Raw genomic sequence first — 24,784 nt, 5'->3', positions numbered from 1 at the left:
TACTAACTTTCATTACTTTACAAAAATATACAAAATGACTTTTAACGAATTAAATTTAATAAACCCAATACAAGAAGCTTTAAATGATTTAGGTTATGCTGCTCCTACTTCAATACAGGAACAAGCCATTCCGGAAGTATTAAAAGGTCAGGATTTAGTTGCTTGTGCACAAACAGGAACTGGTAAAACAGGTGCTTTTGCTATTCCTATTATTAATTATATTCATAAAGTTGTAGGTTCTGCAAAAAAAGCGAAAAGAATTAGAACGCTTGTTGTTACTCCCACAAGAGAATTAGCCCATCAAATTTGCGATAGTTTTAATGATTACGGAAAATATACCAATATTAAATCGATGGTTATTTATGGAGGCGTTAATCAAAATCCACAAGTGGACCAATTAAAAAAAGGTGTTGATGTATTAATTGCTACACCGGGAAGATTATTAGATTTACACAAGCAAGGATTTGTAGATTTAAACCATTTACACCATTTGGTTTTAGACGAAGCAGATCAAATGCTAGATATGGGTTTTATTAATGATGTAAAGAAAATTATTAAATTAACTCCCGAAAACAGACAAACACTTATGTTTTCTGCAACTATGCCAATTGCAGTTAGAGAGCTTGCCGATGCATTTTTAACAAGACCAAAATATATTATAACTGATCCTGTTTCGAGTACAGCTGATAATGTAACTCAAAAAGTTTATTTTGTTGAAAAAGGAGATAAACGAAAGTTATTATACCACATTATTAGAAATGATGGAATTAAAAATGCACTTGTTTTTACCAGAACAAAACATGGTGCTGATAATGTTGTAAAAACATTAACAAAACAAGGTGTTACTTGCGCCGCAATTCATGGCGATAAATCTCAAACTTCTAGACAAGACGTTTTAGATCAATTTAAAAATCAAGAAATTTCTATATTAGTAGCTACTGATATTGCAGCAAGAGGAATTGATATTGATAATTTACCTTATGTGATTAATTTTGATTTACCTAATATATCTGAAACCTATGTTCATAGAATTGGAAGAACCGGTAGAGCTGGAAACTCAGGCATTGCACTTACTTTTTGCGGAAAAGACGAAAGAGTTTATCTAACAGAAATTGAGCGATTAATTAGAATGAAGGTTAAGGAAGTTAAAGATCATCCTTATCCATGGAACAATGAAGCTGCAAAAGAAGGTTCTAAACCTGATTTAAGAAATAAAAAGAAAAATAATAATTCAAGAAAATCAGAAGCTTCAAAGAAGAATAAAAAGCGTTGGTATTAGATAATTAGTTAGATTTTTAAAACTCAATGAAAAATATATTAATTTATTTTTTAATTATTAGTAATTCAATAATTGCACAAAAAGAGTCTAATTTTCGAAATCAGGGTGAGGTTGAAAACTACCAATCTATAAAGTTTTTTGACACAGCTTATGTGAAGAATACAATTCCACGATACAAAAAATCAATTGAAGTTTTGAATAAAAACAATTTTAAGTTTAACGACAAAATATTGACTATTTGGGGTACAAATTTAAACTTATATGGAATTTTCAGTGAAGGAATTGTATATCCTCAACTTTTTGTTGGTACAGAAAAATCCAATCCAAAGAAAACTAAAGAAGAAATAGTTAGTATGTCTGATATTGAAAGAATTAATTACAGAATGAACCAAAAGGACACTGTTAAAATATCAGACTTAGAAGAGTTAAAATTTTTATCGAAATCACATAAAATAAAAAGATTTAGGTTTTGGTATTATCTACCAGGGTTTATTAATCCTCAAGTCTATTTTATTGAGTTAACAAACAAAAAAGCAACACGAAAAATGAAAATTGATGATTTTATAAAAGGGTCAAAATTGACATTTATTAAAGGAGCTTGGTTAATAATTTAAACTAATATAATACTTCATTATATGGACTATTTAATCATTTGCTTTGTCTCATTATTAGCTTCAGGATTAACCTTATTTTCAGGATTTGGCCTTGGAACTATTTTACTTCCTTTTTTTGCTCTTTTTTTTCCTGTTGAAATTGCAATTACATTAACTGCAATTGTTCATTTTTTAAACAATTTATTCAAGTTGGCTTTACTAGGAAAATATGCCAATTATAAAGTTATTGTTTCATTCGGTATTCCAGCAATTCTGTTCGCTTTTTTAGGAGCTTATACTTTAAAACACTTAACTGGCCTTACTCCTCTTTTTGATTACATATTATTTGGTAAACAATTTTATATTGAACCTTTAAAAGTAGTTATTGGTTTATTGTTAATTTTCTTTGCCTTACTAGACATTATACCAAAATTAAAAAACTTACAATTCGACAGTAAATATTTGCCTTTTGGTGGCGTTTTAAGCGGTTATTTTGGTGGGCTTTCCGGACATCAAGGTGCTTTGAGAAGTGCATTCTTAATTAGAGCAAACCTTTCAAAAGAAGCTTTTATAGCAACTGGAGTTGTTATTGCGTGCATTATAGATATTTCAAGACTAAGTGTTTATGCAGATACTATTATTGAGCAAAAAGATATGTTAAATTATTTTCTTGTATTTGTAGCGACAATTTCAGCCTTTCTAGGAGCGTATTTTGGAAATAAATTAGTTAAAAAAGTAACGATTGATTCATTACAAAAATTGGTTGCTTTTTTATTAATCGTTTTCTCTATTTTTTTTATCCTTGGAATTATTTAAAGATTTATCATTGATAAGTCTATAAATCATTTGGAATAACTTAGCTGGCTCAAATGGTTTTACGATTACATCATTTATATCTGCATCTATCATTTTTTCTTCAATTTCCTGTCTATCAAATGCTGTAACGGCAATAATAGGAATTTTAATACCATTACTTCTAATAATTTTTGAAGTTTCGAATCCATTAATTTTTGGCATATTAATATCCATTAAAATGGCATCAAATTCTTCGGTTTTTAAAACTTCAATAGCACTAAAACCGTCTTCGACAATGGTACAAATAAATTTATGATTTTCAAGTAAGCGCTTTGTAACAACTTGATTGATTTTATTATCTTCAACAATTAATATCTTATAATTAGAATAATTAGACAAATCTACTTCTTGAGAATTTATCATCTCAATTGTTTTGTCTACTCCAGATTGAAATGGAAGGTTTAAGGTAAAAGTTGTACCAATACCTATTTCACTTTTAAGCTGAATTGTACCATTAAATAAATCTACCAGTTTTTTTACAATAGTTAAACCTAGTCCTGTACCTTGATAATCATCATTTCTTCGGTCAATTTGAACAAATTTTTCAAAAATTGTTTCATGAAACTCTTTTGGAATACCTATACCATTATCAATTACTTCTAAAATTAAATTTAAATTACTCTCATTATAATTTTCGGCTTTAGCTATAACTTTAATCTCGCCATTATTTGTAAACTTTAAAGAATTACTTAATAAGTTTATTAGAATTTGAGAAAGTCTAATTTTATCACCAAATAAAAATTCAGGAATACTTTTATCAATTTCAATCGTAATTTTGTTATTATTTGTTTTTGCGATAATATGTAATGAATTTACTATAGTTTCTAATTCATCTTCTAAATTAAACAAGGTGTTTTCTAATACTATTTTTTGTTCTTCAATTTTATATACTTTTAAAATATCATTTACTAAAGCTAGTAAATATTTTGCTGAAAACTTAAGTGATTTTAAATGCTGACTTTCTCTTAATTCTTTATGTTCTTCTTCAATAATTTCTGTCATTCCAATAACACCATATAAAGGTGTTCTTAACTCATGACTAATGTTAGAAATAAATTGGGTTTTAATATTTGAAGCTTCTTCAGCTCTTTCTTTTGCAAGTTTTAGTTCTTCATTAGCAAGTTTTAATCTTAAATTTGAATCTCTCTTATTCTTATTATTTTTGATTAAAATAAAAAGTAATAAAAAAAGAATGGTAAAAATGATGAAAAACAAAAAAAGTATAACTTTAGTGTTGAATAACTTTTCTTCTTGAATAACTTTTTCTGCTTCAATTTTTTCAATTATTCTTTTTGCTTCGTTTTTTTCTATTTCTTGTCCGGCTATTTTAACTTCTTTAGTTCTTTCTTCGCTATAAATAAGATCCTGCAGTGAATCATGTTTATGAAGAAAGTCATATGCTTTAACAAAGTCTTTTTTCTTAAAATAAAAATTAGAAATATCTTTAAAAGTATTTGAAACATGAGAATTAATAAACCCAACTTTATTTTGAAAGCAATATTCTAATGCTTTTAAATAGTATTGCTCTGCTTTAATGTCTTGGTTTAATTGATTGTAATAATCTGCATAAAGAGAGTTTAAAGTAATTTTAGCCTCTATATCTCCTTTGTTATCTACATATTTTTTTACTTCATTTAAATATACAATTCCGCTTTGATAATCACCCATTGAGAAATAAGCGGTTACCATATTTAACTTATTAAAAGTTATTTCATAAACATCATTCAACTTAACAGAATAATCAAGTCCTATTTTATAATACTTTATACTTTCTTTAAAATCAATTTTATGATAACTGTATAAATTAGCAATATTATTAGACAACCAACATTTTATAGTATCATTACTAGTTTTATTGGCATAATCTAAACCTTTTTTATAATATTCAATTGCTTTTTTTTCATCTGAAAAATCTGCAAAATTTAAACCTATTAGGTTATAAGATTTAGCGATTAATTCGTTTTCGTTTATTTGTATTGAATATTCTAGTGCTTTATTGGCATATTGTAATGACTTATCACTTTCCAGATTTAGAAAATGATTTCCAGATTTGGATAATAGTTCTTTAATATCTTTTGAAGTAAATTCTATTTCTTGTGAAAAAGAATTTATAGAAAAAATTAAACTTAAAATGAATAGTGTAAATAGCTTAGTTCTTGTCATTACTTATTCTCAAATATGATGTTTTTTTGAGAGAATTAAAAATAAAAAAAATCCTGATAAAATCAGGATTTTTTTTATTTAATTTCTAATTAATTTCTTGTATTTAATTCTTGTAGGAGTTACGTCTTTACCAAGTCTTTTTTTCTTATTTTCTTCATACTCAGAGAAACTTCCTTCAAAACAATAAACTTGAGAATCTCCTTCAAAGGCTAAAATATGAGTACAAACTCTATCTAAAAACCATCTATCATGGGAAATAATAACTGCACATCCTGCAAAATTTTCCAATCCTTCTTCTAAAGCTCTTAACGTATTAATATCTAAATCATTTGTTGGCTCATCTAGCAAAAGAACATTTCCTTCTTCTTTAAGTGTCATTGCCAAATGAAGTCGATTTCTTTCTCCACCTGATAAAGTAGATACTTTTTTATTTTGATCACTTCCACCAAAATTAAAACGTGAAAGATAAGCACGAGAATTTACTTGTCTTCCTCCCATCATCATTAATTCTTGTCCATCACAAAAATTATCATAAATTGATTTTTCAGGATCAATATTTGAATGCGTTTGGTCTACATAAGCTATTTTAACTGTTTCTCCAATAGAAAAAGTTCCACCATCTGGTTGTTGCTCGCCCATAATCATTTTAAAAATAGTTGATTTACCAGCACCATTAGGTCCAATAATTCCAACTATTCCTGCTTGTGGCAAAGTGAAATTCAAGTCATCATATAATAATTTATCTCCAAATGCTTTTGCAACATTTTTAGCTTCTATTACATTTGTACCTAAACGAGGCCCGTTTGGAATATAAATTTCTAATTTTTCGTCTAATGCCTTTTGATCTTCATTTAGAAGCTTGTCATAATTTTGAAGACGTGCTTTTTGTTTTGTTTGTCTACCTTTTGCTCCTTGACGAACCCAATCCAACTCACGTTCAAGTGTTTTTCTACGTTTTGAAGCCGTTTTTTCTTCTTGCTCCATTCGTTTAGATTTTTGGTCTAACCAAGAAGAATAATTTCCTTTCCAAGGAATACCTTCACCTCTATCTAACTCAAGAATCCAACCTGCTACATTATCTAAGAAATATCTATCGTGTGTTACAGCAATTACTGTTCCTGCGTATTGTTGTAAATGTTGTTCTAACCAAAGTACTGATTCTGCATCCAAGTGATTGGTTGGCTCATCAAGTAATAAAACATCAGGCTGTTGTAAAAGTAAACGACATAAGGCTACTCTACGTTTTTCTCCACCAGAAAGTACATTTATTGGAGTATCTGCTTCTGGAGTACGAAGTGCATCCATAGCAACTTCCAATTTATTATCTATTTCCCAAGCACCAGCTGCATCAATTTTATCTTGCAGTTCTGCTTGACGGTCCATAAGTTTTTGCATTTTATCTGCATCTTCATAAACTTCTGGAAGTCCAAAACTGTCATTAATTTTATTGAATTCGTCTAAAAGTGCATAAATTTCTGCAGCTCCTTCTTTTACAATGTCAATAACTGTTTTTGTTTCGTCTAATTGTGGTTCTTGTTCTAAATATCCTACGGTATAATTTGGTGCAAAAACAACATCTCCTTGATAGTTTTTATCTAAGCCAGCAATAATTTTTAATAATGAAGATTTACCAGAACCGTTTAAACCTAGAATACCAATTTTTGCTCCATAAAAAAAGCTTAAATAGATATCTTTTAAAACTTGTTTGTTTGTACTAGAGTAAATCTTGTTTACTTTAGACATTGAAAATATTACTTTTTTATCGTCTGACATTATTTTTTGTTGATTTGTTAAACTTATTATTTGTTAAAATATAATTGTTAATTTATTTAAACTCTTCCTTTTAATGCATTGAAAACCCATGCAATAGCAAAGAAACCAACTCCTACGGCCGAGAATCCCCAACCTGCCACATCTGCATATCTATATATTCCAAGTCCAATTAATAAAAATCCCATTAAAATCATTATAAAAGTAGCCCAAGCTAACACTGTATTTTTATTCATTCCCATTGTTTAAAAATTAAAATTTGAGGACAACAAATATACAAAAAGAATATCTTTTGTATTACAGAAGATTTAATTAAAAATCTTAACTAACATTTCCTGTAGTAAATCTCTCTGCGGGATAGAGTTAGAATTAACACCTTTACTTTTTAAGTCTACATCTCGTAAAGTGGTTATTATTGCGCTTACTTTTTTCATAGGATAATTACGAAAACCAACTTCAAAATCTTTTACAAAAAAAGGATTTACTCTTAAAACAGAAGCAACGTTTTGTTTAGATTTATCTTTTAATCCATGATATTGCAATAATTGAGAAAAGAATCCAAAAACCATTCCTGTAGTAACAACAATAGGATTGTCTTTTGGATTTTGAGAAAAATATTCAGCAATTTTATATGCTTTTATTTGGTCTTTCTCGCCTATAGCTTTTCGGAGTTCAAAATTATTATAATCTTTACTAATTCCTATATTTTCTTCAATATCATGCGGTGTAAACGTATGACCTTTGGGAAGGATAATTTTTAATTTATCTAATTCATTACTTATCTTTGACAAATCATTTCCTAAGAATTCTACCAACATCGCAGCTGCCTTTGGCTCAATACTATAACCTTTACCAGATAATGTTCTTTTAATCCAATCACCCACTTGATTTTCATAAAGTTTTTTACTTTCATAAACAACTCCTGCCTTAGCAAGTGTTTTAGTTATTTTTTTACGTTTATCTAATGTTTTGTATTTATATGCAAAAACTAAAACGGTAGTAGGTTGCGGATTTTCAATATATGAATCAATTTTATCAATAGTTCGAGATAATTCTTGAGCTTCTTTAACAATTACAACTTGTCTATCGGCCATCATTGGAAAACGCTTTGCTGTTGAAACTATATCTTCAATACTTGTGTCTCTTCCATAAATAACAGTCTGATTAAAATCGCGTTCATGCTCTTGCAATACATTATCTTCAATAAACTCTGTCAACTTATCTATATAATAAGGTTCTTCACCCATAAAAAAATAGATAGGCTTAATGTTTCCAGATTTTATATCTTTTGTAATTTGAATGACTTCGTCCATGATCAGTTTGCAGTGTTCAGTAATTAGTTGGCAGTTTGTAAATTTTGAGTAATTTTGGCTTATGCAACCATTAAATTTTCCAAAATATTCTTTCCGATTCAAAAATAGTGAAAATAAAGTGTCTATTTTTGATAAGATTAGAAAAAAATTTATTCTTCTTACTCCAGAAGAATGGGTTAGACAACATGTAGTTGAATTTTTAATTGATGAAAAAAAATATCCAAAATCATTAATAAACGTTGAAAAAATAGTCAAAGTTAGTGGAATGAATAAACGATATGATATTGTTGTGTTCAATTCTGATGGTTCTATTTTTTTATTAATTGAATGTAAAGCTCCAGAAATTAAAATTGACCAAAAAACTTTTGATCAAATTGCGCGTTATAATTTAATTTTAAATGCTCAATATTTAATGGTTACCAACGGACTAAATCATTACTTTTGCGAAATGGATTTTGAAAATGAAAAATATTCGTTTTTGAAAGAATTACCAGAAATTAGCATTAAGAATTAAAAGAAAAATGAAAAAAATAGCTGTAGTCATTTTAAATTGGAACGGAGAAAAACTTTTAAGAGAATTTCTTCCTTCAGTTATTCAATTTTCTGCTGAAGCAACCGTTTATGTTGCAGACAATGCTTCTACAGATGGCTCTATTGAAGTGCTTCAAAATGAATTTCCATCTGTGAAAATTATTCAGAACACAGGTAATTTTGGTTTTGCTAAAGGATATAATATTGCTCTTGAAAATGTAGAAGAACCTTATTATGCATTAGTAAATTCAGATATTGAAGTTACCGAAAATTGGTTACAACCTATTCTTTCTACTTTTAATAATGATTCTAAAGTGGGGATTATTCAACCAAAAATCTTAGCATATAACAATAAAGATTATTTTGAATATGCCGGAGCAGCAGGAGGATTTATTGATAAATACGGATTTCCGTTTTGTAGAGGACGAATTTTTGAAACAATTGAAAAAGACAACAGTCAATACAATGATACTACCGAAATATTTTGGGCAAGTGGTGCTTGCTTTTTCATTAGAAAAGAAGTGTTTCATAAATTAAATGGTTTTGATGCCGATTTTTTTGCCCATCAAGAAGAAATAGATTTGTGTTGGAGAGCTTTTAACGAAGGTTACAGAATAATATATAATTATAAATCAGTAGTTTATCACGTTGGTGGTGCAACTTTAAACGTAGGAAGTCCACAAAAGACCTTTTTAAATTTTAGGAATTCTTTATGGATGTTAACAAAAAACCTTCCAACAAATAAATTATTCCCTATTTTATTTTTTAGACTTATCTTGGACGGTATTGCTGGTATTCGATTTTTAATTCAAGGAAACTTTAAACACATATTTTCAATATTAAAAGCCCATTTTTACTTCTATAAACGTTTATTTTATTTCCTTAACAAAAGAAAAAACACTCAAAAAGAAAATTATTTTAAAACGAAATCAATTATTTTTCAGTACTTTATAAAAAAAAGAACACATTTTGATAAAATAATTTAACAATAGTTTGTGTTTTTATATTTTTTAGGCACGAATCTTGTTATTAATTTTGCTTAAAATAATAATTTTGATTTATGAAAAAAATCGTCCTATCCCTTTTGGTATTATCGTTTTCAATGACGTCTTGTGTTTCTAAGAAGAAATTTACAGATTTAGAAGCAAAACAAAAAGCTACTCAAGATTTATTAAACACTGCAACCGTTAAGTTAAACACTTGTTTAACCGAAAGAGAAGCTTTAGCCAATCAAATTGATTTCTTGAAAAAGAACAATTCTGATTTAATTAACAACATGGGGAATTTAACTACTCTTACTACTAAGGGTGCTGAAAACCTAGAAAAATCATTAGAAAGTCTTAAAGAAAAAGATCTTAAAATTTCAAGATTACAAGATGCTTTAACTAAAAAAGACAGTGTAACTTTAGCTTTAGTTACCAGTTTAAAGAAAGATGTTGGTATGGATGATCCAGACATTAACATTAATGTAGAAAAAGGAGTTATTATGATTTCTATTGCTGATAACTTATTATTTAAATCGGGAAGTTATGACGTTAGTGATAAAGCTAAAGGAGTTTTAGCTAAAGTTGCAAAAGTAATTAACAGTAAGCCTGATTTTGAATGTATGGTAGAAAGTCACACTGACAACGTACCATATAAAGGAGGGGTATTATTAGACAACTGGGATTTATCTGTTAAAAGAGCAACTTCAATTGTAAGAGTTTTACAATCTGATTTAGGTGTAAGCCCAAAACAATTAATTCCTGCAGGTAGAAGTTCTTATATTCCATTAGTAGACAATGATTCTCCAGCTAATAGAGCTAAAAACAGAAGAACAAAAATTATCATTATGCCTAAAATCGATCAGTTTTATGATATGATTGAAAAGGAAATGAAAAATATGAGCAAATAATTGTGAATAATAAATAAAAAAATCCCTGCAATGCAGGGATTTTTTTTATTTGTATTGTTTAGTATGATTTATACTGTATACATTTTCTTTCTTAATTCTTTTATTTTATCATCTTCTAGATATTCATCAAAAGTAGTATACCTATCAATAACACCATTTGGAGTAATTTCTAAAACTCTATTTGCAACAGTTTGAGCAAATTCATGGTCATGAGTTGTAAACAAAACAGATCCTTTAAAATTTTTCAAAGAATTATTAAATGCTGTAATTGACTCTAAGTCTAAGTGATTTGTTGGTTCGTCTAACATTAAAACATTAGCACGCATCATCATCATTCTAGATAACATGCAACGTACTTTTTCTCCACCAGATAAAACATTACACTTTTTTAATGCTTCTTCACCAGAAAATATCATCTTACCTAAAAATCCACGTACATAAACCTCATCACGCTCTTCTTCAGTTTTTACCCATTGGCGTAACCAATCTACTAGGTTTAAGTCCGATTTAAAGAAATCGTGATTTTCACTAGGCAAATAAGACTGTGTAGTTGTAATTCCCCAATCAAAAGTACCAGAATCTGCTTTCATGTTATTATTTAAAATTTCATAAAATGCAGTTGTAGCTCTTGAGTCTTTAGAAAAAACAACAACCTTATCACCTTTTGCCATATTTAGGTCTACATTTTTAAACAATGTTTCTCCTTCAATACTAGCACTTAAATTTTGTACATTTAAAATTTGATCACCCGCTTCTCTTTCAGTTTCAAAAATAATTGCAGGATATCTTCTACTTGATGGCTTAATTTCATCAAGATTTAGTTTTTCAATCATTTTTTTACGAGATGTTGCTTGTTTAGACTTTGCAACATTGGCACTAAAACGACGAATAAATTCTTCAAGTTCAGCTTTCTTTTCTTCCGCTTTCTTATTTTGTTGTGCTTTTTGTTTTGCAGCTAATTGACTAGATTCATACCAAAAAGTATAATTACCAGAGTAATGATTAATTTTACCAAAGTCAATATCTGAAACGTGTGTACAAACTGAATCTAAAAAGTGACGGTCATGAGAAACTACTAAAACCGTATTTTCATAATTTGCTAAGAAATTTTCTAACCAAGTAATTGTTTCAAAATCCAAATCATTGGTCGGCTCATCCATAATAAGAACATCTGGATTACCAAATAAAGCTTGTGCAAGTAAAACACGAACCTTCATTTTTCCTTCTAAATCTCCCATTAAAGTATAATGCATGTCTGCTGAAATACCTAAATTGGATAACATTGAACCCGCATCACTTTCTGCATTCCATCCGTTCATTTCATCAAACTGAAGTTGAAGCTCTCCAATTCTGTCTGCATTTTCATCAGTATAATCTAAATATAAAGCATCCATTTCTGTTTTAATAGCATGTAATACTTTGTTTCCCATTAAAACTGTGTCTAAAACTGTATGCTCATCAAACATATTATGGTTTTGATTTAAAACCGACATACGTTTTCCTGGTTCTAAGATTACTCTACCCGAAGTAGGATCAATATCTCCAGAAAGGATTTTTAAAAAAGTTGATTTTCCTGCACCATTTGCGCCAATTATTCCGTAGCAATTTCCTTGAGTAAAAGTAACATTTACTTCATCAAACAAAATTCGCTTACCAAACTGAACAGATAAATTTGAAACTGTTAACATTAATTTAGAATTTATTTTTAAATTGTTGCAAAAGTAGAAAAAATAGTGCAGTTTTGGGATTATTATTTACAATTAATTTAACGCTCCATTAACAAGCACTCTCATTATAAACTAATATTTTTGTTTTAGAAAAATAGCCCTACATGTTTAAAAAATACTTTTTAATTTCTTTACCGGTTTTCTTTTTATCATTAACGTCTTGTGAAAGAACTTTTGATGGAGATAATTTTGAGGCCTATTTTGGCGGTGAAATTATTAACCCTCAAAATAATTTTGTCTTATTTTTAAAAGATGATAAAGTCATAGACACAATTTTCTTAGATAAGGATAATCGTTTTTTACATAAATTTGATTCGCTTACACCAGGTCTATACACTTTTAAACATCTACCTGAATATCAATATGTTTATTTTGATAAGAATGATAGCATTATGGTTCGCTTAAACTCATTAGATTTTGATAATTCTATAGCTTTTTGCGGAAGAGGAGATGAAAAAAATAATTTTTTAATTGATTTATATTTAAAAAATGAACAAGAAAGATCTGAATTATATGATGTTTTAGATAGAGATTATAAATCTTTTACAAAAAATGTTGATTCTACATATAGAATTAGAAAGTCTAATTATTTAAAAAGAAAAACAGAAATTGGCTGGAGTGAAGGTTTTGACGTAATTGCAGAAGCGGGTATCGATTTTAATCATTATTACAAGAAAGAATTATATCCTTACGCTCATAAATTTAAAACTGGCGATGATGTTTCAAGTCTTTTACCAAAAGAATTTTATGATTACAGAAAAAAAATTGATTATAATAATATTCAGTTTACCAATTTTTCTCCTTTTATAAAATATGTAAACATAATGTTGAGTAATGTATCTTATGATAAAAACAAAGGTGCTTTTGATGAGATGTCTTTAGAGAATAATATCATTAAATTAAGCATTGCTGACACGCTTATAAAAAATCAAAAAACTAAAAATGCTGTTTTAAATAATATTGCATACATGTATTTATTAGAAGATCAAAACATGTACAATAACAAAACCTTTATTGATAAATATTTAAAATTATCTACCGATAAAGAGCAACAAAAAGAAGTTACAGAAATATATAACTCCGTTAAAAATTTAAATATTGGTAAAAAACTTCCGAATGTTGAATTAATTGATAAAGATTTAAAACCAATATTACTTGATGACTTAACTTCAAATAAAGAAACAGTCATTTTCTTTTGGACTTCGCATGCTGACTCCCATTTAAAGTCTGCTCACAAGCGAGTTAGAGAGTTTAAAAAGAAATTTCCTGAAGTAAATTTCATAGCTATAAATGTTGATGATACAAATGAAAATTGGAAGAAAACTTTAAAAAACAATAATTTAACTGATATTACTGAATTAAAATCAACAAATTTTCAAGATATTAAAAAACTTTGGGTTATAACAAAAATTCATAGAACTATCATTCTTGATAAAAATGGAACCATTAAAAAAGGTTTTTCAAATTTATTTGACGTAAATTTTGAAAATGATTTAAAATAATTATAAAGCATATAAAAAAAGAGCCATTTCAATGAAATGGCTCTTTTTTTATATGTAATTTGAAATTACTTATTTCCTTTTTCAAAATCAGCAATAAACTGAGCAATACCAATGTCTGTTAAAGGGTGTTTTAATAACCCTTGAATAGACGATAATGGGCCAGTCATAACATCTGCTCCAATTTTAGCACAATTAACTACGTGCATTGTATGACGAACAGAAGCAGCTAATATTTGAGTTTCAAAAGCATAGTTATCATAAATTTGACGAATTTCATCAATTAAGTTTAAACCATCAGTTGAAATATCATCTAACCTTCCTAAGAATGGTGAACAATAAGTTGCTCCTGCTTTTGCCGCTAATAAAGCTTGTCCTGCAGAAAAAATCAAGGTAACATTTGTTTTAATTCCTTTATCAGAAAAATATTTACAAGCCTTAATACCTTCAGCAGTCATTGGTAATTTTACTACAATTTGCTCGTGTAAATCTGCCAACTCCTCACCTTCTCTAATCATTCCTTCAAGATCCATAGCATTAACCTCAGCACTAACATCTCCATCTACAATGTTACAAATATCGACATAATGTTTTAATATGTTATTTTTACCTGTAATACCTTCTTTAGCCATTAATGATGGATTTGTAGTAACTCCGTCTAATACTCCTAAAGCTTGCGCTTCTTTAATTTGCTCTAAATTAGCTGTGTCAATAAAAAATTTCATTTTCTTTTATTTAAGTTTATGTGTGTTGTTTGTTTTGCAAAAATACAATTTCAAAAGTAATATTAATAATAAAAAGAATTATAAACTTATTCTTAATACCAATCCGAAATCAAAGTTAGAAACACTTTCTGAAACACCTTTAAGGTTTATAGATTGTGAACTATTTGTTTTATTCTCTACAGTAAAATCTTTAATACTACCAAATTGCAAACCTAATTTTGGACCAGAATATACACCTTCAGTAATTTTTAAAAGATAAGAAACACTTGATCTAACTCCAATATTTCCACCTTTTATCGTATATCCATCAAAAAAATATTCTTTATCTCTATAAGAAATGTAACCCAATGAGAAATCTAAATTAAAATTGTCTTTTGATTTAAATTCTTTAGAATACAAATAAGAAACTCCATAAAAAGAAATAGACAACTTATTTTGATTTATATAATCAAAAAAATTATTGTATTTAAAACCAAAATAATGTTCGGAATTTGGAGCTATTTGAAATAATAAAGAAGACTCTATAAAATAAGCATTTCTAGAAGCGTTAATCTTATTATCCAAAATAAAATCATTAGTCTTTTCAGCCTTTCCAATTCTACTAGAAAGACCTCCCGCAAAATCAAAAATAACTTTAGATTTAGAAATAGAATCATTTGGAGCTTCTTGAGCAAAAATGATACTTGAAATAAAAAACAAGGAATAAAGTAATCTTTTTTTCATTTTCTTACAACTTATAATGGTTCATTAGCATCTTTTCATAAACAGTATCAGGTAAAATTCTTTTTAATACAATAGAAAACTTTTGCATAAAAGCTCCTACTTTATAATGTATTTTAGGATTTTGAGCATTAATCACTTTAAAAATAGCTTCTGCCATGTCATTTGGATTACTTCCGCCATCTACATGTTCATCCATCATTTGTAAAGTAGTTCCATATGATTTTTCATAATCAGATCCTTTTACAAGTGGTGCATGATATCTTCCCGCAGCAATATTTGTTGCAAAATCTCCTGGAGCAACGTTTGTAATGTTTATTCCAAATTCTTTTACTTCCATGCTTAGTGCTTCTGTAATTAACTCTAAAGCTCCTTTTGAAGCAGAATAAACACTTCTATAAGGTAATCCCATATAGCCTGCAATAGAAGTAATATTAATAATTAAACCTTTTTTTTGCTTGCGCATTTGTGGTAAAACAGCTTTCATTACTTCAATAGGTCCAAAAAGATTGGTTTCGAAGTTATTTTTAATTTCTTCAGTTGGAATTTCTTCTAATGGTCCGGTTATCCCAACACCAGCATTATTAATCACAACGTCAATTCTATCTTCTTTAGATAAAATTTCGGCAACAGCCAATTGAATAGATTCAACATTTCGAACATCAAGCTTAACTAATGGAAAGAGTGAGTTTTCAATTCGTTCAGGGTTTCTACTCGTTCCATATACTTTAAAGTTCTTATGATGTAAAAACTCGCCAATTGCTTTTCCTATTCCAGAAGAAGCGCCTGTTATAAATATTACTTTGCTCATTAAAAAAAATTATGATGTAAAAATACAGTCTTTTAAAGACTTTATAAAACTATTTAATAGAAATTCCTAAGCCCGGTTTTTCTGAAATAATAACTTTTCCATTATTTATAAAACTTCCAAAAGCAATATCGTTAGAAATTAAATTAGCGCCATCTAAATCAACATAATCAACAAATGGAGTTAAAGCAATTCCAGCTGAAATTCCAACTGTAGATTCGGTCATACAGCCTATCATAATTTTAAAATCATTTACTTTGGCTGTCTTAATAAATTGTAATGCTGGAGTTAATCCGCCAATTTTAACCAATTTCAAATTTAAAGTACTGTAATGGTTTTTTAATTTTGAAATGGAAGTTTCGTCTTGACAATCTTCATCGGCCATCCAATTTGGATATGTATTCGCATTAAGAGTATTAAAACTATTGATTTCCAATGGTTGTTCTATATAAGTAAATTGACTTGAAAATTCACTCTTTTCAATAAAATGACAATCTTCAATTGAAAAACTACAATTTGCATCTAATGCAATGTTTTTGTCTAAACCAAGTAATGAACTTAATTCCAATTCATTAAAATGATTGCATTTTACTTTAAAATTGTTCCAGGTCGATTTTTCTATCTTTTTAATTTGATTTTCAATCGAATCTATACTTATTGTTATAGACGATTCAGGTAATTTATGATAAGAAATAGAATTCAGTTCTAAAAAACTTTTCTTTTCTAGTTTTCCAAATAAATCCCAATAGGCACAATCTAAAGCCGAACGCAAAAAAGAATGCAAGTTTAAAGATTCTAAGAAAAGATAAAATTCAGTAGGATGATTAATCGATTCTTGTTCTATTTTAGTTTGAATTTGTGTTAGCTTTTGAACAAAATCAGTAAGATTAATATTATAATAATCTATAGATGAACATTCACCATAACCTTTTTCATTATGAGAACTTAAGGAAACAATTAATGCTTCTCTAAAAGAATAATCTCCATAACTAATTGAAAATGTTTCTTTTAATTCTAAACGAACAATTTGCCAATGTAATTTCATAGAAAAGGAATTGGTATAAAAATAAAAAATCTCCGCAAAGGGAGATCAAATATTTAAAAAAAATGGCAAGCGACCTACATCGCACCGCTACAACCGCTTACCCTTGCTGCGTTCCCACCCTGGGGGATTCTGCAGGAGCTGGTCGTGTAGGACTTGCCGGTGCAAATATACAAACATTTTATATTTTTGCAAGGCAATTGTTTGTTTTAAAATTCGTTGTATATTGTGTTATCAAATTATAAAAAACATGTTACATATTAAGTCACTAACTATCATAACATTAAGTTTACTAATCGGTTCTTGTGAGGGCGATAAAAATGAAAAAAATAATTTATTTTCTATTGATACTTCTGTTTTAAAACAAGTTTATCAGCCAAATGAGTCAGCCGATTTTGTTTTAAAAAACGAAAAAGCAAAGAAAATAGATTCGGTAAACTATATTTTAAATAATAAATCTATTGGAACAAGCGTTGGAAACAACAAATTGCATTATAGTTTTGAAAACGAAAAATTAGGCTGGCATCTTATAAAAGCCAAAGTGTATTTTGAAAACGATACTGCTGAAATTGAAACAAATTTTACGGTTGTGGCTCAAGATGCTCCTAAATTATTGACTTATAAAATAATCAATACCTATCCTCACGATATTGCAGCCTACACACAAGGATTTGAATTTTATAGAGATACTTTAATTGAAGGAACAGGAAACGGTGCTGGAAGCGGAACTGGAAAAAGAGGAATTTCTAGTTTGCGTAAAACCAATTATAAAACAGGTGAAGTTTATAAAAAAGTAGAACTTGGTATGCAATATTTTGGTGAAGGAATTACTATTTTGAATAATAAAGTGTATCAGCTGACTTATAAAAACAACGAAGGTTATGTGTATAACGCTGATACTTTTGAAAAAACAAAGACATTCAAGTATTTTAAAAATATGGAAGGTTGGGGTTTAACTAATGATGGTAAAAACCTTTACATGAGTAATGGAACAGAAAAAATATACATTTTAGATCCAGAAACCTTAGAAGAAATTGATTATATAAATATTTATACCAATGCTAGTAAAATTGAAGCCGTAAACGAACTTGAATGGATTGACGGTAAAATATGGGCTAATGTTTACGGTCGTGATGCAATTGCAATAATCAATCCTAAAAATGGAGCTGTTGAAAACATCATCAACTTAAGTGATTTAAAAAGTAAAGTTACACAACATCCAGATATTGATGTTTTAAATGGAATAGCGTATAATCCTAAAACAAAAACGGTTTTTGTTACAGGTAAAAATTGGGATAAAGTTTTTGAAATAACTGTTGAGTAATTAATGTCTAAAAAAGTAAATATTTATATTCCAGAACCTTGCCATGAAAATTGGGAAGCAATGACTCCTGAAGAAAAAGGAAGATTTTGCGGTTCTTGTAAAAAAATTGTTTTTGACTTTACAAAAGCAACCGATAAAGAAATTATTCTGCATTTAAATAAAGAGAAAAATACATGCGGACGCTTTTTAAACACCCAATTAAATAGAAATTTAATTGTTCAAAATAAAAAATCATCTTATTGGTCTGTTATTTTCACAACTGCAATTAGTTTTATTGGAATAGGAACTCAAAATGCTTTTGCTCAAATCAAACAAGATACTATTCAAACTGATACTAAAAGTATTTCAGTTAACGATACAATCATAAAATCAAACTTACCACATAAAATAAAAGGTGTTGTTTATGATAAACTTGGTACATTACCTGGTGTTAATATTGTTTTAAAAGAAACTACTATCCGAACGACAAGTGATTTTGATGGAAATTTTGAAATAGAAATAGAAAACAACTTTACCTTGCAATTTCAATATGTTGGCTATGAAACTATTGAGAAAAAAATTACTCTTTCTGAAATTAAAAAAAATAATTTCAAAATTGAAATGATAGAAGCTGATTTAGGCGATTTATTATTTGGAATTGTTGTCTATGAAAAAAAACGTACTTTCTTTGGAAGACAAATTCAAAAAGTAAGAAACTGGTTTAGATAAATTTTTAAAGAAAAAGCCTCAATAAATATTGAGGCTTTTTTTGTGTCATTTATTTCACAAATTTCTCTACAATACTTTTTACAGTACCTATTTCTGTAGAATGTTGAATACTTGGTCCAGCAACCCAAACCGTTTTATAAGTGGCTTGCGTAGCAGCTTTTGTTACTGCACTAGTCCCAATCATAAAACGGATCATTTTAACCCATTTTTTTAAACTTTTATTCTTATTCAAAAGATTCTCTAACCATGTTTGTTTTGTTCCAATTTTTTGCACATAAGGTGTATTAATAACTGTACATGGTGTTCCCGAAATACGTTCGGTCATAACAATGTCTTTTGCACCATAATCAACACAAGCTTGTTTGTATTCGTCAGAAACTCCTGCCTCAACAGATGCTATGAATGGACTTCCAATAGAAACTCCAATTGCTCCATATGATAACATTTTTTCTAATTCTTGCTTATTTCCTACTCCACCTGCAGATATGACAGGTAAAGAGGTTCCTTCATTAAGTTGTTTAATTAATACTTCTGGAGCAATATTTCCTCTATGACCACCTGCTTCATTATTAACAGCAATAATTGCATCAGCACCTAATTCTTCCACTTTTTTAGCAAACTTTAAGTCGGTAACGTCACAAAACACTTTTATACCTGCTTTATGAGCTTCATTTATTGTTTCTTCAGGACTACCTAAGGAAGTAATGATAAAGTCAACACCTTCTTCACATAGAATTCGTAATTGTTCTTTATACTTAATATTTGATTTATTCACGATTAAATTAAAACCAAAACTTCCACCTGGAACCTTTGCTGCTTTTAGCTCATATATAGCTTCTTTTAGTTCTTCAAGAGTTCTATAATTCAATGCAGGAATACAAGCCGCAACACCACTTTTCATTCCTTCAATAACCATTTTAGTATTGGATACTAAAAACATAGGTGCAATTATTATTGGATAGGTTGTATTTAGCAGAGAATTTAAAGTTGGCTTTTCCATAATTTAAAATTTTGTTTGTCAAATATAGTAAAGAATTATCAAATAGTATGCGTGCATATAATTATTTTCCTATATAAAAAAAGGGATATTTTAAATATCCCTTTTTTTATTATTTTATAATTTCAATTTTTTGAGCTTCTTCTTTATTCTTAGTATCAAAGAATCCTTGTTCACTCATCCAATCGTCGCTGTAAATTTTACTCATGTATCTAGAACCATGATCAGGAAAAATAACAACAACATTACTATTTTCATTAAATGTACCTGCTTCTTCATATTGCTTTATAGCTTGGAAAGCTGCTCCAGATGTATAACCCACAAACAAGCCTTCTTTTTTTGCTAATTCTCTTGCAGTATGTGCACTATCTTCATCTGAGACTTTCATAAAGTTATCGATAATATCAAAATCAGTAGCAGTTGGAATTAAATTTTTACCTAATCCTTCAATACGATAAGGATAAATTTCTTCATTATCAAATTCCTTTGTTTCATGATATTTTTTCAAAACAGAACCAAATGCATCAACTCCCAAAATTTGAATATCTGGATTTTGTTCTTTTAAAAATCTAGCAGTCCCAGAAATAGTTCCTCCAGTTCCACTACAAGCTACTAAATGAGTAATTTTTCCATTTGTTTGTTCCCAAATTTCAGGACCTGTAGAGTTGTAATGAGCATCTACATTTAAATCGTTAAAGTATTGATTTATATATACTGATCCTTTAGTTTCTTCGTGCAATCTTTTAGCAACATTGTAGTATGAACGCTCATCATCTGCTGAAACATTAGCTGGGCAAACATAAACTTTAGCTCCCATTGTGCGAAGCATATCTATTTTATCTGCAGATGATTTTGAACTTACTGCTAAAATACAGTCATAACCTTTTATAATACTTACCATAGCTAAACTAAAACCAGTATTTCCTGATGTAGTTTCTATAATTGTATCTCCTGGTTTAAGAATTCCTCTTTTTTCAGCTTCTTCAATAATATATAATGCAATTCTATCTTTTGTTGAATGACCTGGATTAAAAGCTTCTACTTTTGCATAAAAATTACCAGATAAGCCTTGAGTAATATTATTAAGTTTAATAAGTGGTGTATTTCCTATTAACTCTAAAACATTATTGTAGGCTTTTATTTCTTCTTTCATAAAAACAATATTAATATGAGGCTTAGTGTTGGTTTTATTTTACCCCAAAACCTTGCAAATTTAACAAAAAAACTTTAACTATTTCTTAATTTTTTCTAAATCTAATAAAAAAGAAAATTCTTTAGCTACTTCTTTAAGTGCTTCAAACCTTCCAGAAGCACCACCATGACCAGCTTCCATGTTCGTATCTAAAAACAATAAATTTTTATCTGTTTTTTTTGCACGAAGTTTTGCAACCCATTTTGCTGGTTCCCAATATTGTACTTGAGAATCATGCAAACCAGTTGAAACGTACATGTTTGGATAAGCTTGTGCTTTTACATTATCATATGGTGAATAAGACAACATATAATCATAATATTCTTTATCATTAGGATTTCCCCATTCGTCATATTCTCCTGTTGTTAATGGAATTGAATCGTCCAACATAGTTGTAACAACATCAACAAAAGGAACTTGCGCAATAACTCCGTTATATAACTCTGGTGCCATATTAACTATTGCCCCCATTAATAAACCTCCAGCAGATCCTCCTTCGGCATATAAATGATTTTTTGAAGTATATTCTTTCCTAATTACATATTTTGAACAATCAATAAAATCAGTAAATGTATTTTTCTTTTTTAATAATTTTCCGTTTTCATACCATTCTCTTCCTAAATACTCTCCTCCTCTTACATGAGCAATCGCAAATATAAAACCTCTATCTAAAAGACTTAATCTTGTTGTTGAAAAATATGGGTCAATTGTTGATCCGTATGAGCCATAAGCATAAAGTAAAAATGGATTTGAACCGTTTTTCTTCATACCTTTTCTGTACACCATTGAAATTGGAATTTTTGTTCCATCTTCGGCTGTAGCCCAAATTCTTTCTTCTTTGTAATTGCTTTTATCAAATTTACCTCCTAAAACCTCTTGTTCTTTTAAAACAGTTTTTTCTTTAGTGACCATATTAAAATCAATTACAGAAGAAGGTGTCGCTAAAGATTGATAACCATATCGAAGAACATCTGTATCAAAATCAACATTCGAAGTTGTATAAGCTGTATAAGTTTCGCTTTCGAAAGGTAAATAGTAGGTTTCTGAATTATCCCATGGTCGAATTTGAATTTTATTTAAACCGTTTGAACGTTCTTCAACCACTAAGAATTTTTTAAAAATATCTATCCCTTCTAATAATACATCTTTTCTGTGCGGAATTAACTCAACCCAATTTTCCATTGATGTTGTCTTTTCAGACGTTTTCATCAATTTAAAATTAGTTGCTTTATCTTTATTTGTAACTACATAAAAACTGTCATTATAATGACTAATTGAGTACTCTAAACCTCTAACTCTTTTTTGAAAATACCTAAATTCTCCGTCTGGTTTATTTGATTCAAGAATTTGATATTCTGAAGTTAAGGTACTTGTAGATCCAATTACTAAATATTTTCTTGATTTTTCTTTATAAACAAAGGTGTAAAAAGTATCGTCTTTTTCATGATAAATTAATTTATCTTTAGAAGTTGAATCACCTAATTTATGTTTGTATATTTTATCAGATCGTAATGTTTTTGCATCTTTTAGCGTGTAAAACAATGTTTTATTATCACTCGCCCAAGTTGAACCTCCAGTTGTATTTTCAATTTTTTCAGATAAAATTTCACCAGTTTGAAGGTTTTTTATTTGAATTGTATATTGTCTTCTTGAAACTAAATCGACACCAAAAGCAGCATACTTATTATCTTCACTAACATTTATTCCGCTTAAATTAAAATACGATTGTCCTTTTGCCATTTCATTACAATCGAACATAATTTCTTCTTTTGCTTCTAAAGAACCTTTCTTTCTCGAATAAATAGGATAATCTTTCCCTGTTTCGAATCTCGTTATATAATAATACCCATTATAAAAATAAGGCACAGATGAATCATCTTCTTTAATACGAGCTTTCATTTCTTTAAACAAATCGTCTTGAAATTGTTTAGTATGAGCCGTCATTTTTTGATAATACTCATTCTCTTTATTCAAATAATCAATTACTTCTTTGTTTTCTCTATCATTTAACCAGTAGTAGTCGTCAACTCTAACTTCTCCGTGTTTTTCTAAATTATGAGGTTTTATTTGAGCAATTGGAGCTTTAATTTCTTCGTTCATTTTTACTTTTTTTTCTTTACAAGAGCTTGCAAAAATAAGAGAAATTAATGCGAAATAGGTATATTTTTTCATGAAGTTATCATTTGTATTTAAAAGCTAATTTAATATTTTTGCATGAATAAAAAAATTAAACAAAATATGTTTGGAGATATTATGGGTATGATGGGTAAAATTAAAGAAACCCAACAAAAAGTGGAAGAAACTAAAAAACGTTTAGATTCGGTACTTATAGATGAAAAAAGTAGCGATAATCTTATTGAAGTAACTTTAACGGCGAATAGAAAAATCACAAATATTTCAATTGATGATAGTTTATTAGAGGATAAAGAAATGTTGGAAGACTATTTAATTAACATCTTAAATAAAGCAATTGAAAAAGCGACTAATGTAAATGAGACAGAACTAGCGGCTGTTGCCAAAGAAGGTATGCCGAATATTCCTGGAATGGATATGTTTAAATAAAAAAAGCAACTCTATGAGTTGCTTTTTTTATATTTCAATTTTAGACAGAGCCTCTAGAACATAAGTATGCATCACTTCTTTATAATCTAAATGAGTTACCATCCTTAATTTACCTTGCCCCATTGAACTTATTAAAATATTTTTTTGCTTTAATAATTCCATGAATTTAGATTCGTCAACATTTTTTTTTAACTGAAAAATCAAAATATTCGTTTCAACATCTTCTACTTTATCAACCCATGATAAAGTTTTTAACAAGTCTCCAAGTTCTTTTGCTTTTCTATGGTCTTGTTCAAGTCGTTGAATATTATTGTCAAGTGCATAAATTCCGGCTGCAGCCAAATATCCAGCTTGACGCATATTTCCTCCAAAAAGTTTTCTAACTCTAATTGCTCTATTTATATGTGCTTTTGTACCAATTAATACCGAACCAACTGGTGCTCCTAGTCCTTTTGACAAACAAACCGAAATAGTATCAAAAATTTGTCCGTATTCTTTTGGATCTTGATTTTTAGCTACTAAAGCATTCCATAATCGAGCTCCATCTAAATGATAAATTAAGTTATTTTGAATACAAACTTCTTTAATTGCTTTTAAATTCTCCATTTCATAACAAGCACCTCCACCTTTATTAGTAGTATTTTCTATACTTACCATTTTTGTTAAAGGAGCATGATAAAAACCAGGATCGCTAATTACACTTTTTACTAATTCGGGCGTAATCATCCCTCTATCTCCATCAACTAAATGGCAAGAAACGCCACTATTTGCGGCTACTCCTCCACCTTCATATAAAAATATATGCGACCATTTATCACAAATTACTTCATCTCCAGGTCGTGTATGAACTCTAATTGCTGTTTGATTTGCCATGGTTCCCGAAGGGAAAAAAAGTGCTGCTTCCATACCAAACATTTCAGCAACTTTTGCTTCAAGTTCATTTACAGTTGGATCTTGCTTAAATACATCATCTCCTACTTTTGCATTAAACATTGTAGTAAGCATTTCTGGAGTTGGCTTTGTAACCGTATCACTTATTAAATTAATTTCCATAATATTAAAAGGAATGTCTATTTTTGTGG

At 28.7% G+C, this 24,784-nt stretch carries 23 protein-coding genes and 1 other RNA gene; 10 read left to right on the top strand and 14 right to left on the bottom strand.

Annotated features, from left to right (window positions below):
• The first annotated feature begins 34 nt into the window (after positions 1–34).
• Genes OLM55_RS08960 through OLM55_RS08950 form a run of 3 tightly spaced genes read left to right on the top strand, consistent with a single transcriptional unit; the run spans position 35 to position 2,688 of the window.
• Positions 35–1,279 (top strand): DEAD/DEAH box helicase, encoded by a 1,245-nt coding sequence (locus OLM55_RS08960; RefSeq protein WP_264558562.1) that lies wholly within the window; start codon positions 35–37, stop codon positions 1,277–1,279.
• Between the two features lie 26 nt (positions 1,280–1,305).
• Positions 1,306–1,893, top strand: a complete 588-nt coding sequence (locus tag OLM55_RS08955; protein WP_264558561.1) for a hypothetical protein — start codon at positions 1,306–1,308, stop codon at positions 1,891–1,893.
• A gap of 21 nt (positions 1,894–1,914) precedes the next feature.
• Positions 1,915–2,688 carry a sulfite exporter TauE/SafE family protein gene (locus OLM55_RS08950; protein ID WP_264558560.1) on the top strand — a complete coding sequence of 258 codons (774 nt, stop codon included), beginning with the start codon at positions 1,915–1,917 and terminating at the stop codon, positions 2,686–2,688.
• On the opposite strand, the gene OLM55_RS08945 is transcribed toward OLM55_RS08950, so the two are convergent.
• The 4 genes from OLM55_RS08945 to holA all read right to left on the bottom strand — a co-directional run bounded on the left by OLM55_RS08945 (position 2,647) and on the right by holA (position 7,973).
• Positions 2,647–4,890 carry an ATP-binding protein gene (locus OLM55_RS08945; protein WP_264558559.1) on the bottom strand — a complete coding sequence of 748 codons (2,244 nt, stop codon included), beginning with the start codon at positions 4,888–4,890 and terminating at the stop codon, positions 2,647–2,649. The two genes, OLM55_RS08950 and OLM55_RS08945, sit on opposite strands and share 42 nt — an antisense overlap.
• A 78-nt stretch (positions 4,891–4,968) precedes the next feature.
• A complete protein-coding gene (gene ettA / locus OLM55_RS08940) occupies positions 4,969–6,663 on the bottom strand; it encodes an energy-dependent translational throttle protein EttA (RefSeq protein ID WP_264558558.1) in 1,695 nt (564 codons plus the stop codon).
• Between the two features lie 56 nt (positions 6,664–6,719).
• Positions 6,720–6,902, bottom strand: a complete 183-nt coding sequence (locus tag OLM55_RS08935; protein ID WP_264558557.1) for a CAL67264 family membrane protein — start codon at positions 6,900–6,902, stop codon at positions 6,720–6,722.
• A 66-nt stretch (positions 6,903–6,968) separates the two neighbouring features.
• Positions 6,969–7,973, bottom strand: a complete 1,005-nt coding sequence (gene holA / locus OLM55_RS08930) for a DNA polymerase III subunit delta (protein WP_264558556.1) — start codon at positions 7,971–7,973, stop codon at positions 6,969–6,971.
• Between the two features lie 61 nt (positions 7,974–8,034).
• Here holA and OLM55_RS08925 point away from each other — a divergent pair, with 61 nt between their 5' ends.
• The 3 genes from OLM55_RS08925 (at position 8,035) to OLM55_RS08915 (ending at position 10,398) form a co-directional block, all read left to right on the top strand.
• On the top strand, positions 8,035–8,487 hold the full coding sequence (locus OLM55_RS08925; protein ID WP_264558555.1) for a type I restriction enzyme HsdR N-terminal domain-containing protein: 453 nt from the start codon (positions 8,035–8,037) through the stop codon (positions 8,485–8,487).
• A gap of 7 nt (positions 8,488–8,494) precedes the next feature.
• The gene (locus tag OLM55_RS08920; protein WP_264558554.1) at positions 8,495–9,490 is read left to right on the top strand and encodes a glycosyltransferase family 2 protein; all 996 of its coding nucleotides are present in this window, start codon (positions 8,495–8,497) and stop codon (positions 9,488–9,490) included.
• Between the two features lie 74 nt (positions 9,491–9,564).
• Positions 9,565–10,398 carry a flagellar motor protein MotB gene (locus OLM55_RS08915; protein ID WP_264558553.1) on the top strand — a complete coding sequence of 278 codons (834 nt, stop codon included), beginning with the start codon at positions 9,565–9,567 and terminating at the stop codon, positions 10,396–10,398.
• Between the two features lie 68 nt (positions 10,399–10,466).
• Here OLM55_RS08915 and OLM55_RS08910 read toward each other — a convergent pair whose 3' ends face one another.
• Positions 10,467–12,086 (bottom strand): ABC-F family ATP-binding cassette domain-containing protein, encoded by a 1,620-nt coding sequence (locus OLM55_RS08910; protein WP_264558552.1) that lies wholly within the window; start codon positions 12,084–12,086, stop codon positions 10,467–10,469.
• 143 nt (positions 12,087–12,229) lie between these two features.
• On the opposite strand from OLM55_RS08910, the gene OLM55_RS08905 reads away from it, so the two are divergent.
• Positions 12,230–13,627, top strand: a complete 1,398-nt coding sequence (locus OLM55_RS08905; RefSeq protein ID WP_264558551.1) for a TlpA family protein disulfide reductase — start codon at positions 12,230–12,232, stop codon at positions 13,625–13,627.
• 65 nt (positions 13,628–13,692) lie between these two features.
• Here the strand turns inward: OLM55_RS08905 and fsa are convergent, their stop codons facing one another.
• The 5 genes from fsa to ffs all read right to left on the bottom strand — a co-directional run bounded on the left by fsa (position 13,693) and on the right by ffs (position 17,081).
• Positions 13,693–14,349: a fructose-6-phosphate aldolase gene (gene fsa, locus OLM55_RS08900; protein ID WP_264558550.1), complete on the bottom strand. Its 657-nt coding sequence runs from the start codon at positions 14,347–14,349 to the stop codon at positions 13,693–13,695.
• 78 nt (positions 14,350–14,427) lie between these two features.
• Entirely contained in the window at positions 14,428–15,072 is a 645-nt protein-coding gene (locus OLM55_RS08895) for a hypothetical protein (protein ID WP_264558549.1), read from the bottom strand.
• Between the two features lie 4 nt (positions 15,073–15,076).
• On the bottom strand, positions 15,077–15,880 hold the full coding sequence (locus tag OLM55_RS08890; RefSeq protein ID WP_264558548.1) for an SDR family oxidoreductase: 804 nt from the start codon (positions 15,878–15,880) through the stop codon (positions 15,077–15,079).
• A gap of 49 nt (positions 15,881–15,929) precedes the next feature.
• A complete protein-coding gene (locus OLM55_RS08885; protein ID WP_264558547.1) occupies positions 15,930–16,922 on the bottom strand; it encodes an enolase C-terminal domain-like protein in 993 nt (330 codons plus the stop codon).
• Between the two features lie 60 nt (positions 16,923–16,982).
• An RNA gene (gene ffs / locus OLM55_RS08880) (signal recognition particle sRNA small type) lies at positions 16,983–17,081 on the bottom strand.
• 88 nt (positions 17,082–17,169) lie between these two features.
• Here ffs and OLM55_RS08875 point away from each other — a divergent pair.
• Together OLM55_RS08875 and OLM55_RS08870 are read left to right on the top strand one after the other, a co-directional pair.
• Entirely contained in the window at positions 17,170–18,243 is a 1,074-nt protein-coding gene (locus tag OLM55_RS08875; RefSeq protein WP_264558546.1) for a glutaminyl-peptide cyclotransferase, read from the top strand.
• A gap of 3 nt (positions 18,244–18,246) precedes the next feature.
• Positions 18,247–18,951 (top strand): carboxypeptidase-like regulatory domain-containing protein, encoded by a 705-nt coding sequence (locus tag OLM55_RS08870; RefSeq protein ID WP_264558545.1) that lies wholly within the window; start codon positions 18,247–18,249, stop codon positions 18,949–18,951.
• 49 nt (positions 18,952–19,000) lie between these two features.
• Here OLM55_RS08870 and OLM55_RS08865 read toward each other — a convergent pair whose 3' ends face one another.
• From OLM55_RS08865 to OLM55_RS08855, 3 genes are all read right to left on the bottom strand, one after another.
• Complete coding sequence (locus OLM55_RS08865) at positions 19,001–19,951, bottom strand: NAD(P)H-dependent flavin oxidoreductase (RefSeq protein WP_264558544.1); 951 nt, start codon at positions 19,949–19,951, stop codon at positions 19,001–19,003.
• Between the two features lie 109 nt (positions 19,952–20,060).
• Entirely contained in the window at positions 20,061–21,101 is a 1,041-nt protein-coding gene (locus tag OLM55_RS08860) for a PLP-dependent cysteine synthase family protein (RefSeq protein ID WP_264558543.1), read from the bottom strand.
• A 78-nt stretch (positions 21,102–21,179) separates the two neighbouring features.
• Positions 21,180–23,312 carry a S9 family peptidase gene (locus OLM55_RS08855; RefSeq protein WP_264558542.1) on the bottom strand — a complete coding sequence of 711 codons (2,133 nt, stop codon included), beginning with the start codon at positions 23,310–23,312 and terminating at the stop codon, positions 21,180–21,182.
• A 66-nt stretch (positions 23,313–23,378) separates the two neighbouring features.
• Here OLM55_RS08855 and OLM55_RS08850 point away from each other — a divergent pair, with 66 nt between their 5' ends.
• Complete coding sequence (locus OLM55_RS08850; RefSeq protein ID WP_264560616.1) at positions 23,379–23,702, top strand: YbaB/EbfC family nucleoid-associated protein; 324 nt, start codon at positions 23,379–23,381, stop codon at positions 23,700–23,702.
• Positions 23,703–23,729: 27 nt separating this feature from the next.
• Here the strand turns inward: OLM55_RS08850 and OLM55_RS08845 are convergent, their stop codons facing one another.
• Positions 23,730–24,755: a threonine aldolase family protein gene (locus OLM55_RS08845; RefSeq protein WP_264558541.1), complete on the bottom strand. Its 1,026-nt coding sequence runs from the start codon at positions 24,753–24,755 to the stop codon at positions 23,730–23,732.
• Between the last annotated feature and the right edge of the window lie 29 nt (positions 24,756–24,784).

The sequence above is a fragment of the Flavobacterium sp. N2270 genome (assembly GCF_025947225.1).
In the GTDB taxonomy this organism is placed as follows: Bacteria; Bacteroidota; Bacteroidia; order Flavobacteriales; family Flavobacteriaceae; genus Flavobacterium.
Note: the sequence above shows the minus strand (reverse complement) of the source record. Positions and strands in the feature narration are given on the sequence as shown.